The sequence below is a fragment of the Ensifer adhaerens genome, assembly GCF_001270265.1.
GTDB classification, from domain to species: domain Bacteria; phylum Pseudomonadota; class Alphaproteobacteria; order Rhizobiales; family Rhizobiaceae; genus Ensifer; species Ensifer adhaerens_B.
This window is the reverse complement of record NZ_LGAP01000013.1, coordinates 106,775-123,544: the sequence shown is the minus strand read 5'-3', so window position 1 is coordinate 123,544 and position 16,770 is coordinate 106,775. Positions and strand designations below refer to the sequence as shown.

General features: G+C 60.9%; 16 protein-coding genes. 15 read left to right on the top strand and 1 reads right to left on the bottom strand.

Annotated elements, in window-relative coordinates:
* Positions 1 to 8 precede the first annotated feature (8 nt).
* Genes flgA through fliP form a run of 6 tightly spaced genes read left to right on the top strand, consistent with a single transcriptional unit; the run spans position 9 to position 4,135 of the window.
* Complete coding sequence (gene flgA, locus AC244_RS19420) at positions 9 to 521, top strand: flagellar basal body P-ring formation chaperone FlgA (RefSeq protein WP_053250465.1); 513 nt, start codon at positions 9 to 11, stop codon at positions 519 to 521.
* Positions 518 to 1,633: a flagellar basal body P-ring protein FlgI gene (locus AC244_RS19415; RefSeq protein ID WP_053250464.1), complete on the top strand. Its 1,116-nt coding sequence runs from the start codon at positions 518 to 520 to the stop codon at positions 1,631 to 1,633. The genes flgA and AC244_RS19415 overlap by 4 nt, the downstream gene beginning before the upstream one ends.
* Positions 1,633 to 2,166: a MotE family protein gene (locus AC244_RS19410; RefSeq protein WP_414735938.1), complete on the top strand. Its 534-nt coding sequence runs from the start codon at positions 1,633 to 1,635 to the stop codon at positions 2,164 to 2,166. Before AC244_RS19415 ends, AC244_RS19410 begins: the two co-directional genes overlap by 1 nt.
* On the top strand, positions 2,163 to 2,873 hold the full coding sequence (flgH, locus tag AC244_RS19405; protein WP_053250462.1) for a flagellar basal body L-ring protein FlgH: 711 nt from the start codon (positions 2,163 to 2,165) through the stop codon (positions 2,871 to 2,873). Before AC244_RS19410 ends, flgH begins: the two co-directional genes overlap by 4 nt.
* Positions 2,874 to 2,891: 18 nt before the next feature.
* Entirely contained in the window at positions 2,892 to 3,389 is a 498-nt protein-coding gene (locus tag AC244_RS19400; RefSeq protein WP_053250461.1) for a flagellar basal body-associated FliL family protein, read from the top strand.
* A gap of 8 nt (positions 3,390 to 3,397) precedes the next feature.
* Positions 3,398 to 4,135, top strand: a complete 738-nt coding sequence (fliP, locus tag AC244_RS19395; RefSeq protein ID WP_053250460.1) for a flagellar type III secretion system pore protein FliP — start codon at positions 3,398 to 3,400, stop codon at positions 4,133 to 4,135.
* Between the two features lie 278 nt (positions 4,136 to 4,413).
* Here fliP and AC244_RS19390 read toward each other — a convergent pair whose 3' ends face one another.
* Positions 4,414 to 6,327, bottom strand: coding sequence for a glycosyl transferase (locus tag AC244_RS19390; RefSeq protein ID WP_234716983.1), 1,914 nt, complete (start codon positions 6,325 to 6,327; stop codon positions 4,414 to 4,416).
* A gap of 405 nt (positions 6,328 to 6,732) precedes the next feature.
* On the opposite strand from AC244_RS19390, the gene AC244_RS19385 reads away from it, so the two are divergent.
* The 9 genes from AC244_RS19385 (at position 6,733) to rem (ending at position 16,680) form a co-directional block, all read left to right on the top strand.
* A complete protein-coding gene (locus tag AC244_RS19385; protein ID WP_053250458.1) occupies positions 6,733 to 7,653 on the top strand; it encodes a flagellin in 921 nt (306 codons plus the stop codon).
* A 262-nt stretch (positions 7,654 to 7,915) separates the two neighbouring features.
* A complete protein-coding gene (locus AC244_RS19380) occupies positions 7,916 to 8,836 on the top strand; it encodes a flagellin (RefSeq protein WP_053250457.1) in 921 nt (306 codons plus the stop codon).
* Positions 8,837 to 9,169: 333 nt separating this feature from the next.
* Entirely contained in the window at positions 9,170 to 10,138 is a 969-nt protein-coding gene (locus tag AC244_RS19375; protein ID WP_053250456.1) for a flagellin, read from the top strand.
* A 451-nt stretch (positions 10,139 to 10,589) separates the two neighbouring features.
* The gene (locus tag AC244_RS19370; protein ID WP_053250455.1) at positions 10,590 to 11,243 is read left to right on the top strand and encodes a hypothetical protein; all 654 of its coding nucleotides are present in this window, start codon (positions 10,590 to 10,592) and stop codon (positions 11,241 to 11,243) included.
* The gene (locus AC244_RS19365) at positions 11,240 to 12,454 is read left to right on the top strand and encodes a MotB family protein (RefSeq protein WP_053250454.1); all 1,215 of its coding nucleotides are present in this window, start codon (positions 11,240 to 11,242) and stop codon (positions 12,452 to 12,454) included. The genes AC244_RS19370 and AC244_RS19365 overlap by 4 nt, the downstream gene beginning before the upstream one ends.
* 5 nt (positions 12,455 to 12,459) lie before the next feature.
* Positions 12,460 to 13,770: a chemotaxis protein MotC gene (motC, locus tag AC244_RS19360; RefSeq protein ID WP_053250453.1), complete on the top strand. Its 1,311-nt coding sequence runs from the start codon at positions 12,460 to 12,462 to the stop codon at positions 13,768 to 13,770.
* The gene (locus AC244_RS19355; RefSeq protein ID WP_053250452.1) at positions 13,767 to 15,230 is read left to right on the top strand and encodes a flagellar hook-length control protein FliK; all 1,464 of its coding nucleotides are present in this window, start codon (positions 13,767 to 13,769) and stop codon (positions 15,228 to 15,230) included. Before motC ends, AC244_RS19355 begins: the two co-directional genes overlap by 4 nt.
* On the top strand, positions 15,181 to 15,738 hold the full coding sequence (locus AC244_RS19350) for a transglycosylase SLT domain-containing protein (protein WP_053250451.1): 558 nt from the start codon (positions 15,181 to 15,183) through the stop codon (positions 15,736 to 15,738). Before AC244_RS19355 ends, AC244_RS19350 begins: the two co-directional genes overlap by 50 nt.
* A 270-nt stretch (positions 15,739 to 16,008) precedes the next feature.
* Positions 16,009 to 16,680 (top strand): transcriptional activator Rem, encoded by a 672-nt coding sequence (gene rem, locus AC244_RS19345; RefSeq protein ID WP_025425938.1) that lies wholly within the window; start codon positions 16,009 to 16,011, stop codon positions 16,678 to 16,680.
* Positions 16,681 to 16,770: the final 90 nt, after the last annotated feature.

The window sequence follows — 16,770 nt, the reverse complement described above, 5'->3', positions numbered from 1 at the left end:
GGGCAAACATGACGTTTCGCCGAGCCGCAGGAATGACAGCTCAGAAGGACGGTTCCGCGCCAAGGGCGCGGCACGTGGTGGCAGGCATTTTGCTTGCCGCCGCTTTCCTGTCGCCTTCGGCAGGCTTTGCGGAACGGCTGACGGCGGTCATCCCCAAGCAGACCATCTACCCCGGCGAAGCGATCGACGCGAGCAGGCTCGAGGTCGTCGACGTGACCAACCCCGATTTGACGGACGGCTACGTCAGGACGTTGAGCGAAATCGACGGCAAGGTCAGCAAGCGCACGCTGCTCCCAGGCCGCGTCATCCTGGCCTCCGCTCTGCGCGAGCAATACGCGGTCGAGCGCGGCTCCACGGTCCGTCTGGTCTTCAGCAATGGCGGCCTGACCATCAGCGCGGCCGGTTCGCCCCTTGAGGACGCCGCGATCGGCGACCTGATCCGGGCTCGCAACATTGATACTGGCGTTATCGTTTCCGGAACGGTGATGGCCGACGGCACGATACATGTGGTGGCGAAATGAAAATGCTTGCCTGCAAATGGTTCCTGACGCTGGCCGTCGCGCTGTCCACAGCGGTGACGCCCGCCTTCGGCGCGTCGCGGATCAAGGACGTTGCCTCGCTGCAGGCCGGCCGTGACAACCAGCTCATCGGCTATGGCCTCGTCGTCGGCCTACAGGGAACGGGCGACAGCCTGCGCTCGTCACCGTTTACCGATCAATCGATGCGCGCCATGCTGCAGAACCTCGGCATCTCGACCCAGGGCGGCGAATCGCGCACGCGCAACGTCGCGGCCGTTCTCGTCACGGCGAACCTGCCGCCCTTCGCCAGCCCCGGCAGCCGCGTCGACGTGACGGTCGGATCGCTCGGCGATTCCACGTCGCTGCGCGGCGGCACTCTGGTGATGACCTCGCTTTCGGGCGCCGACGGCCAGATCTATGCAGTAGCTCAGGGCTCGGTCGTCGTCACCGGTTTCAATGCGGAAGGCGACGCGGCAACGCTCAATCAGGGGGTGACGACCTCAGGCCGCGTGCCGAACGGCGCCATCATCGAGCGCGAACTGCCGTCGAAGTTCAAGGACGGTTTCAATCTTGTGCTGCAGTTGCGCAACCCTGATTTTTCCACCGCGGTCGGCATGGCGGCGGCAATCAACAAATATGCCGCCGGGCAATATGGTGGTCGTATCGCCGAAGCTCGGGACTCGCAGGCCGTTCTCGTTGAAAAGCCGAAGATGGCGGATCTCGCGCGGCTGATGGCGGACATCGAAAACATCGTCATCGAAACCGATGTCCCGGCAAGGGTCGTCATCAACGAGCGCACCGGCACGATCGTCATCGGTCAGGACGTGCGCGTCAACGAGGTGGCCGTCAGCTACGGCACCTTGACCGTGGAGGTCAGTGAAACGCCGACCGTCGTTCAGCCGCTGCCGTTCTCGCGTGGCCAGACGGCGCTGGAGCCGAACACCACCATCCAGGCACAGTCCGACGGGGGCACGGTCGCCATTCTCAACGGCTCGAGCCTCCGGTCTCTCGTTGCAGGTCTCAACAATATCGGCGTCAAGCCCGACGGCATCATCGCCATCCTGCAAAGCATCAAAACGGCCGGGGCCCTTCAGGCGGAGCTTGTCCTGCAATGATGAACATCGATCGTCTACTCGGAAGATCCTGCAATGTCCTGCTCGCCTCGGCTGCCGTCGCTTCGATGCTGGCGATGCCCGGCGCGTTTGCCCAGGACGTCACCGCGCCGCCTGCCAGCAACGCCACCGCCAATGAAATCCAGCAGTTCTGCACCAATATCGCCGATGCTGCCCGCGACCAGCGCTACGTTCTGCAGCGCAAGGAGCTGGAAGCTCTTCAGGCGAATGTCGACGACCGGATTGCTACGCTCGAAAAGCGCCGCGAGGAATACGAAGACTGGCTGAAACGCCGCAACGAATTCCTCAAGCAGGCCGAGATCGGTCTCGTTGGCATCTACAAGACGATGAAGCCGGATGCTGCCGCGGGTAAGCTTGAAATGGTCAATCCGGAGATTGCGGCCGCGATCGTCATGCGCCTGCCGGCGCGCCAATCGTCGCTGATCCTCAGCGAAATGAGCGACGAAAAGGCGGCCATTCTGACCAACATCATCTCGAGTGCCAGCGATCCGAACACCTCGAAGGAACCATCATGAAAATGCGTCTAACGGCCGTCTTGGCCGCGGGCCTCCTCGCAGGATGTCAGAACCAGGCTTTCAACGAGATCGGCCGCGCCCCTGCCATGAGCCCGATCGGCAGCGGTCTGCAGTATACCCAGACGCCGCAGCTTGCCATGTACCCCAAGGAGCCGCGCCACGTGGCCAACGGTTTCTCGCTCTGGAACGACCAGCAGTCGGCGCTCTTCAAGGATGCGCGCGCGCTTAACGTCGGCGACATCCTGACTGTCGAGATCGCCATCAACGACAAGGCGTCGTTCGACAACAAGACCGACCGCAGCCGCAAGAACACCAGCGGCTTCAACATCGGCGCGAGCGGCCAGTCGGAGGCCAGCGACTTCGGTTGGTCGGGTGAACTGGAATATGGCTCCAACACCAAGACCGAAGGCGACGGCACGACCGAGCGGTCCGAAAAGCTGCAGCTGCTTGTCGCAGCGGTTGTCACCGGAGTGCTCGAGAATGGCAACCTCTTGATCAGCGGTTCGCAGGAGGTTCGCGTCAACCACGAGCTTCGCATCCTCAATGTCGCCGGTATCGTGCGCACGCAGGACGTCGATGCCAACAACGTGATCTCCTACGACCGCATTGCCGAGGCGCGCATTTCCTATGGTGGCCGCGGCCGCCTTACCGAAGTGCAGCAGCCGCCTTACGGCCAGCAGATCATGGATTTGATTTCGCCGATCTGATCGGCAGGGAATGGCAAGATGGAAGAACTCGAAACCGCCGCGCCCGCGAAATCACCGTCGAAGGTGATGACGATCGCGATTGTCGCCGTCCTGACGCTCGTCGCCGGCGGCGGCGGCTGGCTGGTCGGCGGCATGCTGGCGCCACCGCCGCCCAAGGAACAGGTGGAAGCGACCAAGGACGTCGCTCCGAACGCGACCGGCGAGGAGGGCGTGCCGAAGATCGCCACCGAGGCCAACGGCGTCGTCCAGCTCGAGCCGATCACCACGAACCTTGCCTATCCCTCGGAAAACTGGATCCGGATCGAGGTGGCTTTGCAGTTCGACGGCGCTCCGGACCCGGCCATGGCCGAGCAGATTCACCAGGATATCGCCGCCTATCTGAAAACCGTGTCGCTGCAGCAGATCCAGGGGCCGCGCGGCTTCCAATATCTGCGGGATGACATCCAGGAACGGGTTGACCTGCGCTCAGATGGGCGCGTAACCAATGTTATGTTCAGAACCTTCGTCATTCAATGATTCGCTAAATGATCCGGCTCATCGCCTTCATAGTCGCCATGATGGCGATGTCCGGAATTGCCGGCGCCCAGAGTTTTCCCTCTGACATCCTGAACACCCCCATCGACGGCTCGGCCGCGTCCTGGATCATCCGGACGTTCGGCCTTTTGACCGTTCTTTCGGTCGCGCCCGGCATCCTCATCATGGTCACCAGCTTTCCGCGCTTCGTGATCGCCTTCGCCATCCTGCGCACCGGTATGGGCCTGGCAACGACGCCGTCGAACATGATCATGGTTTCGCTGGCGCTGTTCATGACCTTCTACGTCATGGCGCCGACTTTTGATCGCGCCTGGCGCGACGGCATCGATCCGCTGATGAAGAACCAGATTACGGAAACAGAAGCGCTGCCGCGCATCGCCGAGCCGTTCCGTGAATTCATGCTTGCCAATACCCGCGACAAGGACCTGCAGCTCTTCATCGATATCGCCAAGGAAAAGGGCCAGACGGTCGTCGTCGACGACAAGGTCGACCTGCGTGCCGTCGTTCCCGCCTTCATGATCTCTGAAATCCGCCGCGGCTTCGAGATCGGCTTCCTCATCATGCTGCCGTTCCTGGTGATCGACCTGATCGTCGCCACCATCACCATGGCGATGGGCATGATGATGCTGCCGCCGACGGCAATCTCTCTGCCCTTCAAGATCCTCTTCTTCGTGCTGATCGACGGTTGGAACCTGCTCGTCGGCAGCCTGGTACGCTCGTTCAGCTGAGCGACTGTCTCCATTCCCCTTTGTCGTTGTCGCATTGGCCTGCTGACACGTCCGCCTTTTGCGAGTGGCCGCTGCTCCGGCCGAATGCCCGAGGTCGACCTCGCCAGGGAACATACGGCAAGTTAGAAGCACGGCGGCGTCATTGCCGCGCCATGCTTGACGCGTGCCGCCGTACGCAATTTGCCGGTTCTTCTCTGGTCTCGAACGAAAAACCCCGCCGGGCGGGCGGGGTTTCAGGCGAAGCAAGGCGTGTCGGCGGCTGAGCCCGCCCTCTGGCTTTACAGGGCGAAGGACCCAGCGCGGGGAGGCAGGGCCGGCACGTCGATCAATGCGGGCTCCAATCCCTTCCTTGCGCGGTCTGCCATCGCCTCGTAGGCCTGCTCGAGGTGGCGGCAGAAGCGTTCTGCGTCGAAGAGCGGCATCTGCAGCCGGTTGTCGTCGAGCCTCTGCTTGTATTCGGTAATCTTGTCGCGGTTTGCGTAAAGAGCGACCGCCTGCTCGATGTAGTCGTCGACATCGGCGGTAACGAGTTCCGGCAGTCCGATCGCGCGCAGCAGGCTTTCGCTGACGCGCGAGGCGAAGTGCGTGCCCTTTGGCGTCAGCACCGGCAAGCCCATCCACAACTGCTCGGACGTCGTGGTGTGTCCGTTACAGGGGAAAGTGTCGAGGCCGAGGTCGGCGGCTGGGATACGCGCCAAGTGTTGTTCGTACTCGACCTTCGTGCAGAAGATGATGCGTTTTGTGGTGATACCGTAGCTCTGGAAACGCCGAAGAATATGGGCCTGGGCTTCCGGCTTGGGGCACATCAGCCAGAGAACGCTGTCAGGCGTCCTGCGCAGGATCTCGGCCCATGCCTTCATGGTTTCAACGGTGATCTTGCGGTTGGCGTTGAATGATGCGTAGACGAAAGCGTCTTCCGGTAGGCCCGCTTGCGTACGTGTCATCGCTGCCGGCCGTGGCCGACCGGCCGGGTCGTTCGGCTGGTAGGTTTCGGGCAACCGGCAGAAGCGCTCGTAGTAGTGGTCCTCGCTGCCATCGGGAAGGACGTGGCGGTCGCCGATGATGTAGTCGAGGTCGACGTTGACGGTGGTGCCGGGGAAACCGAGCCATGTGGTCTGCACAGGTGCGGTCTTGTGGTTGAGGATGGCAACGCGACTGTTCATCGTATGGCCCTTGAGATCGACGAGGATATCGATCTGCTCGTCGCGAATCGTCTGGGCCGCCTGCTCGTCGGAAAGGCTTTCGATGCGGACGATTTTGCCCCAGGTCTGACGCCCTTCGCCAGCAACGGCGAGGTGTTTTTCCGGCGTGTAGCAGAAGAGCGTCACGTCGAATTTCTCGCGATCATGCGAGGTCAGCACGGCTTGCAGAAGCTTCATGGTCGCGTGCGGTCCCCAGAAGTCGTTCGAAAGGTAACCCAGCCGTATCTTCTTGCCCCACACGTGCTGCATCTTGCGGCGTTCCTCGGGCAATGTTGGCGGGAACGGCTGATCAAGCGCAGCGGCCAGGCGGTTCAGCCTTTCATCGCGGCACCAGTGCACATTGTAGAAAGGCGTTTCTGCGCGCAGGAATTTGCGGTTGGTCGCTTGGACCGCACGCTCCAGCGCTTGCGCATAGTTTTCGATTTCGTTGAAGTTGTTCACTTCCTGCATGAAAACGAGATAGGCCGACAGCAGGACCGGGTTCGATGGCGTCCGCCGGAACAGGTTGGTGACGATCTCGCGATCATCGTTGTTTCCGACATCCGACGTCAGCAGCTTTGCCGCAAGCACCTGGTGTTCCTGCCGGGCGCTCGCCGAGAGTGTCGATTTGAAAGGACCGAGAATATCGGCCTGGTCGCGCTTCAGGAACAAGGTCACGATGATGTAGGCAAGTTCGGGATCGGTCTTTGCCTGCTCGAGCAAGGGCCGGCCGAGGCTCAAGGCCTGATCATCGTTGCCGCAGGCGAAATGCAGCTTCATGGCCTCCGCCAGGAAATGCTCGGAACGCAATCCGCCTTCTTCGCCGGCCAACTGATAGGCTTGCGCGGCGTCGCTGCGGAAGCCGAGTTTCAGCAGCACCTTTGCCAAAAGCGCATATGTCTTGGCATCGCGGGTAAGATCGAGCAACTGATTAAGGGAATCGAGTGCCTCGGTGTACTGACCTTTTTGATACTGCCGCGAAGCGGAAGAAAAGATGGTGTGGGCGTTCAAGGGAAGCTCCATGGAAAAAGCGCAACCGTTGTCACCGCGCAAGCCTGTGCAACGTCAATGTACCAAGATACCGTTTTGAAGCAGAAACCTTGCCCCAGGCGGGATTGCTGAACGAATTGCGTATTGTTTCCCAATAAATTCAGTCTCGCTGAAGTCATTCGTACGAAGCGAGCTGAGGTGAAAGTAACGTGCTGTTAACCATAGGATTTTGCTTCGAAAATATCTTGCTGCCTTAATGAAATCGCAAGCATTGGAGGCGATATTCACCGTCACATGACGGGTTTGGTTTCCTTCACTTGCGTGAGCGGAGCCGAGTGGCATGAAGCCGGTCCGTCATTACCGGTAGGCGTTTTCAGTCCGGTATGTCCCCAACCGTGTAACCTTGTAAATTTGAGGGACAGTCTCATGACTTCTATTATGACCAACAACTCGGCAATGGCCGCACTTTCGACGCTGCGTTCGATCAATTCCTCGATGGAAACGACGCAGGACCGTATTTCGTCCGGCTACCGCGTTGGCAACGCTTCCGACAACGCTGCTTACTGGTCGATCGCAACGACCATGCGTTCGGACAACAAGGCCCTCGGCACGGTTCAGGACGCACTCGGCCTTGGCGCTGCCAAGACCGACGTTGCTTACACCGGCATGAAAGCCGCGATCTCCGTCGTCGACGAAATCAAGGCAAAGCTCGTTGCTGCCAGCGAGCCGGGCGTTGACAAGTCCAAGGTCCAGAAGGAAATCACGCAGCTTCAGGAACAGCTGAAGAGCGTCGTCAAGTCCGCTGGCTTCTCCGGCGAAAACTGGCTCTACACCGCTTCCGGCGCAACTGCTCCGGGCACGAAGTCGATCGTCGGTTCGTTCAACCGTGACTCCAACAGCAATGTCAGCCTGACGACGCTCGACGTCGACACGACCAAGACCATGCTGATCGACGAAGCAGCAACCGCAAACGGCCTGCTCACAGACGCACTCCTTGACTCCACTGGCACGGCCATCGCCGGCGTCAGCGTTCTGACCCTCGACATCAGCACTGGGGTAACTGCAACGACACTGGCCAACTACCTCAGCGGCGTCGACACCGTCCTGAAGAGCATGACCGATGCCGCTTCGGACCTCGGTGCCGTCAACAAGCGCGTCGACCTCCAGAAGGACTTCGTCGACAACCTGATGGACTCGATCGAATCGGGCGTCGGCAAGCTGGTTGATGCCGACATGAACGAAGAGTCGACCCGCCTGAAGGCTCTGCAGACACAGCAGCAGCTCGGCATCCAGGCTCTCTCGATCGCCAACAGCAGCTCGCAGAACATCCTGTCGCTGTTCCGTTAATCGGTTCAGATACCGGCGACTTCGGTTCCGGATTGCAATACGAAAAACCGCGTCTCGATCGAGGCGCGGTTTTTCTTTTGTCGTTATGTTTTTTTCGTCTGCGGTTTCAAGCTTCGTTAACCATCTTGGTGTTTTCTGTGGCTATCGAAACGGCGGGTTAACCAACAAGATTAACGCGTTAGCAGGCATGAAGCTGGCCGCCGGTTCCCGGTAATCCCGGAATGTCCCTTTCAATCCAGTTTTCCCAAGGGGCACTCAGCCAATGACGTCTATCATGACCAACAACGCGGCAATGGCCGCACTTTCCACGCTGCGTTCGATCAATTCCTCGATGGAAACGACGCAGGACCGTATTTCGTCCGGCTACCGCGTTGGCAACGCTTCCGACAACGCTGCTTACTGGTCGATCGCAACGACCATGCGTTCGGACAACAAGGCCCTCGGCACGGTTCAGGACGCACTCGGCCTCGGCGCTGCCAAGACCGACGTTGCTTACACCGGCATGAAAGCCGCGATCTCCGTCGTCGACGAAATCAAGGCAAAGCTCGTTGCTGCCAGCGAGCCGGGCGTTGACAAGTCCAAGGTCCAGAAGGAAATCACGCAGCTTCAGGATCAGCTGAAGAGCATCGTCAAGTCCGCTTCGTTCTCTGGCGAAAACTGGCTCTACACCGCTTCCGGCGCAACTGCTCCGGGCACGAAGTCGATCGTCGGTTCGTTCAACCGTGACGCCAACAGCAATGTCAGCCTGACGACGCTCGACGTCGACACGACCAAGACCATGCTGATCGACGAAGCAGCAACCGCAAACGGCCTGCTCACAGACGCACTCCTTGACTCCACTGGCACGGCCATCGCCGGCGTCAGCGTTCTGACCCTCGACATCAGCACTGGGGTAACGGCAACGACACTGGCCAACTACCTCAGCGGCGTCGACACCGTCCTGAAGAGCATGACCGATTCCGCTGCAGACCTCGGTGCCATCAACAAGCGCGTCGACCTCCAGAAGGACTTCGTCGACAACCTGATGGACTCGATCGAATCGGGCGTCGGCAAGCTGGTTGATGCCGACATGAACGAAGAGTCGACCCGCCTGAAGGCTCTGCAGACGCAGCAGCAGCTCGGCATCCAGGCTCTGACGATCGCCAACACCAATTCGCAGAACATCCTGTCGCTGTTCCGTTAATCGGCGCACGGGACATGGTGGGCGAGCCTTCGCCCGTCATGATCATGACCTCCGGGAAGCCGCGTCGTCCGAACAGGACGGCGCGGTTTTTCGTTTGGGACGCGCCGCCTTTCGCAATTAACGCCTGCTTCATACTTCCTTATTTTTGTTCACCTTTGTTACCGACTTATGAATGGCGTTAACCGTTTGTTAACCAAACAATCGTTACACATTCGTTAAGAGCGAAGGGTCGCCCCCAGGGCAAAACAGGGGCGGTTCGCATGACGCTAGTCCCGTCGCTGCCGGTCATTCACTCCGGAATGTTCTCAGAAAATCTTTCGGGGCAAGTGACCAATGACCAGCATCATGACCAACACGGCCGCCATGGCCGCACTCCAGACGTTGCGCTCGATCAACACCAACATGGCCGAAGTGCAGGACCGGATCTCGTCCGGGTACCGCGTGCAGACCGCAGCCGACAACGCCGCCTATTGGTCGATCGCGACCACCATGCGCTCGGACAACGCCGCGCTTTCCACCGTTCAGGACGCGCTCGGTCTCGGTGCGGCGAAGGTCGATACCGCCTATGCGGCGATGAAGGCATCCATCGATGTCGTCACCGAAATCAAGACCAAGCTTGTCGCCGCGCGCGAGCCCGGTGTCGATAAGCTCAAGATCAACAAGGAAATCACCGAGCTGAAGAACCAGCTCATGTCCGCTGCGCAATCAGCGTCATTCTCGAGCGAGAACTGGCTCTACAACACCAATACTGCCGCCGTCGGCACAAAGTCGATCGTTGCCTCGTTCAACCGCGATGGCAATGGCAATGTTTCGATCACGACGCTCGACTTCGACACGGCGCAATCGATGCTGATCGACACGGGCAGCTCGGCGCGCGGCCTGCTGACCAGGGCCTACGATGCCGACGCGCTTCTGCAGACGCCGACGGGCACCGCCGATCCGTACTACCTGATCGCCGCCCCGCCCGCTGCACCGCCGACGGGCACCGAAATCACGCTGACTGCGACGACCTCACCTCTCAACATGGACGCGATGATCCGCGTCGTGGACAAGATCCTCGGGCAGTTGACCGATGCCGGTTCGACGCTCGGCGCGATTACCAAGCGCATCGACATGCAGGGAAGCTTCGTCGCCAACCTGATGGATACGATCGACAAGGGCGTCGGTCGTTTGGTCGATGCCGACATGAATGAGGAATCGACGCGGTTGAAGGCGCTGCAGACGCAGCAGCAACTCGGCATTCAGGCGCTGTCGATCGCCAACACCAATTCCGAAAACATACTGCGCCTCTTCCAGCAGTAAGGTTTTAAACCGGTGGCGCTTGCGTGTCGCCGGTTTGAGACCACCCGGCCAAATCCGCCGCAAAGGTGGATGCCGGAACGAATTGAGTTCTGCCACGTCGTCGGTCACGGCACCCGGTGGAAACGGTTGGACCGCGCTAATTGCCCTGGCGCGGTCCAACACATTCATTTTCGCACAAGTTTGACCGCATAGCCTTCCCTCGCAGTCCTGTCAGATGACTGCCGGCCAATATGAGATTTGCGCCGCCGCCTGCATCGGCCCGCCGCCGGAATGAAAATTCCCGCGCGGCCATTGTAAGTCAAAGAATGCAGGGTTCGCCGCTATCGGCGGCGGGACCCGAGGGAGACATTTCAGCAGTGTCAGGATCATCGGAATTCTGCGCCGTAAGGCGGCGCCTGTCAGGCAGACGGGGATCGCCTTCTATCGTGCTGCGCGCATCGAGGTTCCAGCCATGAGCGCGATGCTGTCCCGTTATCTCAAGGATTTCAGCGCGCCGAAAGTCGAATTGTCGATGATGCCGCCGAAGTATTTCCCCGATCTAGATGTCGATTATTCCGACAGCGAACGTCACGCCCCGCGCTCAGTTGCGCCGCAGATCGATGTCGAGGCCGAGCGTCGCGAGGCTTTCGAACAGGGTCGCGCCGAAGCGGCTGCCGAGCTTGCCTTCGAGCACGGCAACCAGATTGCCGACCTCCAGGCGGCCCATGCGGCCGAAATCGAAGCACTGACCAGGCGCCTCGAGGAAGAGGCGGCAAGCCGCATGGCCGAACGCTTTCAGGAAATGACGGAGCAACTGGCCGTGTCTCTGGGCGACCAGACCGCCCGTGTGCTGGCACCTGTCATGGAGGAGGCGCTCCTGCAGCGCGCCGTTGCCGATATGGCGCAGATGATCCGGCAGGGAATTATTGCCGGTGAAGGCTGCGCGATCACCGTCAAGGGTCCGCTTCCTCTGTTCGAAGCCCTGAAGAGCAGCCTCGGCGACAATATGCCGGTGTTCCGCCACGTTGAAACCAACGATATCGACCTCGCCATCGAAATGGACGAGACGATCCTCGTTACAAGAATGGCGGCTTGGGCCGACACTGTCCGGAAGGTTCTGGCATGAGCGACGAAAGCCACCACAACGGCAAGAACGAAATCATCATCGTCAAACGAGTGAGTGGGGGTCATGACGGTCATCACGGCGGCGGGTGGAAGATCGCCTATGCCGACTTCATGACGGCGATGATGGCCTTCTTCCTCGTCATGTGGCTGATCAATGCCGCCAACGAGGAAACCAAGGCGGCGATCGCCTCCTATTTCAATCCGGTGCAATTGACCGACCAGAAGCCCGCCGAGCGTGGCCTGAAGGATCCTGCCAAGGATGCGCAGGGCGAAGAGACGCAGCAGCGATCGAAGGTCGACGGCGAGCAGGAAAAGTCCGGTGGCTCGGCCAAAACAGGCGACCAGCTAACGGCGACCTCGGGCGAGGAAACGAAGTACTCCGACGCCGATTTCTTCGAGAACCCTTATTCGGTGCTTTCGGAAATCGCGCAGGAGGTCGGCCAGCAGGCAAACATCAGCGCCAAGGGTGACGGCGGCGCGGCGCAATCCGGGCCGTCGACCGGCGCGGAAGGCGGCGAGGCCTATCGCGATCCGTTCGACCCGGATTTCTGGACCAAGCAGGTCGAAGTCAAGGATGCCGGCAATACGACCGAGAAGGACGTCGCCTTGGCATCCAAGGCGGCCATGGAAAGCGGCGCAGCGCCACTGCAAAAGACCGCCGAAGAACAAAAGGCCGAAGGGGGGGCGAAGCCTTCCGATGCCGGCAACGCCGACGCTGAAAAGGCTGAGCTTTCGAAGCAGGATGCCGCGGCCCAGGCCGAAGAACTGAAGGCCGAGATCGAGAAGGCACTCGGCGGCGATGCCGGGAAACTGGCCGAGGGGCTCGTCGTGGCGCCGGCCGAAGGCGGTCTTCTGGTAACGATCAGCGAGCAGACGGATTCCCAGATGTTTGCCGTCGGCTCGGCCGTGCCGCAGAAGGAACTGGTCATGGCCATGGAGAAGATCGGCCGGTTGTTGTCTGAGCGCCAGGGCGCCGTCGCCATCCGTGGCCACACCGATGGTCGTCCATTCAAGGACGGTACCTATGACAACTGGCGCCTGTCGGCTGCGCGCGCCCAGAGCGCCTATTACATGCTCGCCCGCGGCGGCCTGAAGGAAGATCGCGTCAGTCAGATCAGCGGCTTTGCCGACCGACGACTGCAGACCCCTGGCGACCCCTATGCCCCCGGCAGCCGCCGCATCGAAATCCTGCTGCAGTCGGCAAAGGGCTAGAACCGATGCTGCGACGCTTGCGATCCACCTTGATGATGTCGGCGCTCGCCATTCCGCTTTCGGCGGGAATGGTTCACGCCAACGACCTCGGGGAGCTTGCACCATTCAAGATGATCCGGTCGCTGCAATATGTGCAGGACTCGGTGGTGCTCGGCGATCATTCGGCCATCGAGATGCAGCGCTTCATGCTCGGCGCGATCGACAAGCGGCTGCGGGCTGCGGATGCGTCCGTGTTCGGCGACCCGCGTAACGTCGATGCGGCGCTCGTCTACGCTATGAGCGGGGGCAACCCGGAGACGCTCAACTATCTCGCCGATCATGATGTCGCCGGCAATTTCGATTCGCGCGTCACCGATGCGCTGAGCCAATATCTCGGCGGCAAGGGCGGCCTGATCGTCGAGAGCCTGTCGAAGGCGGCCCCAGAGTACCGGAACTCCCGTATCGGTCCTTACCTGTTCCTGATCCTCGGCAATGCCACATCGCAGCAGGATCCGGTCGAGGCCATGAAGTTCTACGACTGGGCACGGTTGACCGCTCCGGGAACAATCATTGAAGAGGCCGCACTTCGTCGTTCAGTCTTCCTCGCGGTGCAGGCGAACCTGCCCGACAAGGGCTTTCGTTATGCGCTGAACTACGCCCGCCGCTACCTGACGTCGCCCTATGCCAGCCAATTCGCCGATGTCTTCGTCGAGCTGGCTGTGGGGCATTTCGACGAGGCGGCGCACGAGCGGATTTCCGAAATCCTGACCTTCATGGATGCGCCGCGTCAGCGGGAGGTCTATCTGCGCGTTGCGCGGCGTGCGGCCATCAGCGGCAAACAGACCCTGGCAAAGCTTGCCTCGGAGCGGGCCGAGCAGCTCGCTGCCGATGGCGCCTCCGAGCCGCATGTGCTCGCCAATTTTTACGCCGGGCTGGCGTCGGTACCATCGTCTGACGTCTTCGCCGCGACCCAAAGCATCGCGGCGATCCCGGACGCAGAACTTTCTCCGCGCGATCGCGCCTTGCGTGACGCGGCCAAGGCGGTTGCAGATGCTGTCGTCAGACCACCGGACGATGAAAGCCTCACGCAAGCGTTCTCCGCTAGACCGGTCAGACCAGCCACGCCAGAGGAGCAAATCGACGGCGCGGAAACGGGAAGCGGCATGAGCCCGTTCGGTGAACCGGCGGCACAGGCTGGCGCCCCGACGGCTGGCGAGACGACGCAAGCCAGTGCCGAGACTGCCGCCACCTCCGACCCATCCCATGACGGTTTCGTCGCAAAGGGCCGGTCCAAGGTCGAGGAGATCGATGCGCTGCTAAGGGGAGAAGGCAAATGAGAGCTCTCGACGAAAGCCTGCGTGCACCGCCTCCGACCCAGACGGCCAAGACGGGTGCGCGCGCGGGCGGCAAGGAGCAGGCCCCTGGCGCCTTCGAGGATGCCGTCGCAACCGCTGGGCGCCAGAAGGCAAACGGCCAGGGTGCACAAGGCTCGAGCGAGGGCACCGGCAATGCGGCCGATGGCGAAAACTCGGGAGCGGCGGGCTTGATCGGCAACGGCAGCATCAAAGGCGGAGAAGCCAAGGTCTCGATCACCAAGCCGGCGCACAATCGCGCGCCTGGAGATCTCGAAGATCCATCGCTCGAAAATCACAATGCTCAGAAGGAACGGTTCTCGCTTGCCGAGCGCGAAAGGGACGCCAAGCGTCTTGCTTCCGCCAAGGCGGCACAGGCGCGGGAACATGCGGGTGCATCCGACGCCGCGGGTGAAACGGCCGACCTAGCCGCGCGCATGGCGGCCTTGTCGCGCGGGTTGAACAAGACGCAGGCGAGCGGCGCGCAGGGCGTCGAAGGCAACGGCGAGCCAGCCGATGCGACCGCAGGTTCTGGTGGGAAAACCTCGCCAAGCGCCAGCGTGGACGATCTGCTGACGTTGCTCGGCGGCAACGCGATGCCGTCGACGCATGCAGATGCCCAAGGTGGCGCGGGTGGCGTTCATGCGCTCGGCGAACGCGGAGCGAAGGGCATCGCGCATGGCGAGATGATCGATGCCCATGGTGCAAACGCTGGGGGTGCCGACGGCGAGCAGGAAACCGACCGGCTGTTCCGCTTTGCCCGCGCCGATGGCAAGGGGCAGGCGATCTCGATGAGCATATCGAAGGATGGCGAACGCGCGACTGTCGACGCGGCTCGGTCATCGGCCAAGGCCGAAAACGTTACCGTGCTCGAAGCTCGCCGTTATCTCGGCATTTCGATGAACACCAATTCCACCAATGTCACCAACGCGATCACCGGCGACGCGGGCTTTGCCCAGTCGCTGCAGCCGAGCGCAGCACTCGGCCAGCCGGGCGCCTGGACGCAGGCCGGCAAGACCTTGAACACGCTCAAGATCCAGATGCATCCAATCGAGCTCGGCCTCGTCACCGCAACGTTGCGGTTGAAAGACGACGAGCTGCAGGTCGAACTGAAGGTGGAAAACGGCGAAGCCTTCCGTCAGTTGCGCGACGACCAGAGCGAAATGGTCAAGGCATTGCGGGCCCAAGGCTTCGCGGTCGATCAGATCAACGTCGTGTTCAATTCGGGCAGCGACGCCTCGACCGGCGGCAGTTCCCAACAGCAACAGCAGGCCCAGGCGGGCCAGCAGGGCCGCGAACGCGCCGAGGATGGTGGCGGGCAGGGGCGGCAGCGGCAGGATGGCGACAGCCAGGGTTCAGTGGCGGAAAGGCGGGTTGGCAATGGCGGTACGGATGATGCGGTTGCCGGCACTGAGCGTTCTCGCACTGGTCATGTCTACATGTAGCGCATTCGCCAGCGCTGGCTCTGGCATCTGCGAGCGTGAAATCATCTCGGCAGCGTCGAAATATGGCATCCCCGCCGGGATCCTCTATTCCGTCGGATTGACGGAAACCGGTCGCAAGGGGTCGCTGCAGCCCTACGCGATGAATATCGAGGGCAAGGCCTATTTCGGCACCAGTACGGAGGACGTTCTCGTTCGATTTGCCGACGCCCGGGCGCAGGGTGCCAAGCTGATCGATCTCGGTTGCATGCAGATCAATTACTACTTCCATGGAGATCAGTTCGCATCGCCGACGGAGATGCTTGACCCACGCAAGAATGTCGAATATGCCGCGCGCTTCCTGTCCAACCTTCGCGCGAAGCACGATAGCTGGACCATGGCCGTCGCGCGGTATCACGCCGGCCCGAACAACGACCCGGCGCAGAAGAAATATGTCTGTCGAGTGATCGCGAATCTGGTCGCGACGGGTTACGGCAAGTGGACGCCGAGCGCCACGCAGTTCTGCCAATAAACAACCATTGATTGCTTGATTGCAGGCCATGCCGCATTGTGGCGACAATGCGCAGAGAATGTGACGGCAAGTGGTTTTGTCGCAAGTCGTTAACTTTTCCACATTATTTTAGTGTGATCGTTAACGCTTAGCCACTAGATGTAGATCAAATCGGCGCGATATGGTTAATCAATTATTAATTCCACCCATTAACTTCCTCTAGTTGTTCATGAATCCCTCGATTCGTACCTCTCAATCAGTGCGGTGCCATACTGATTCGGAGGCGGACGAATGATCGTAGTGGTTGACGATAGAGAACTCGTAAAAGACGGCTATACGTCGCTTTTCGGGCGTGAAGGAATTCCCTCGACGGGCTTCGATCCCAAGGAGTTCGGCGAGTGGGTGAATGCGGCGGCAGACTCGGATATCGACGCGGTCGAAGCGTTTCTGATCGGCCAGGGCGATAGCACCTTTGCCTTGCCGCGCGCGATCCGCGATCGGTCGATGGCGCCTGTCATCGCCGTCAGCGATACGCCCTCTCTCGAAAACACGCTGGCGTTGTTTGACTGCGGCGTCGACGATGTCGTTCGCAAGCCGGTTCACCCCCGCGAGATCCTGGCCCGGGTGGCGGCGATCCGCCGCCGCCTGAAAGCCATCAACAACTACACCGACATCGGTCCGATCCGCGTCTTTGCCGATGGCCGCGATCCGGAGATCAACGGCGACGTGTTCGCATTGCCGCGCCGCGAGCGCCGCATTCTCGAATACCTGGTCTCCAACCGCGGGCGCCGGGTGTCCAAGTCTCAGATTTTCAACGCGATTTACGGCATCTTCGATGAAGACGTCGAGGAGAACGTCGTCGAAAGCCACATCAGCAAACTGCGTAAGAAACTGCGCAAGAAGCTCGGCTTCGACCCGATCGATTCCAAGCGTTTCCTCGGCTACTGCATCGACTGGAACTAAGGCGCGCTCAGGCGGCCGAAGGCGGCACCTAAGACAGGTTCACGCAAGGCCCGCTTCCTAGTGTCGCTGCAACGTGGAAATGAGGATACG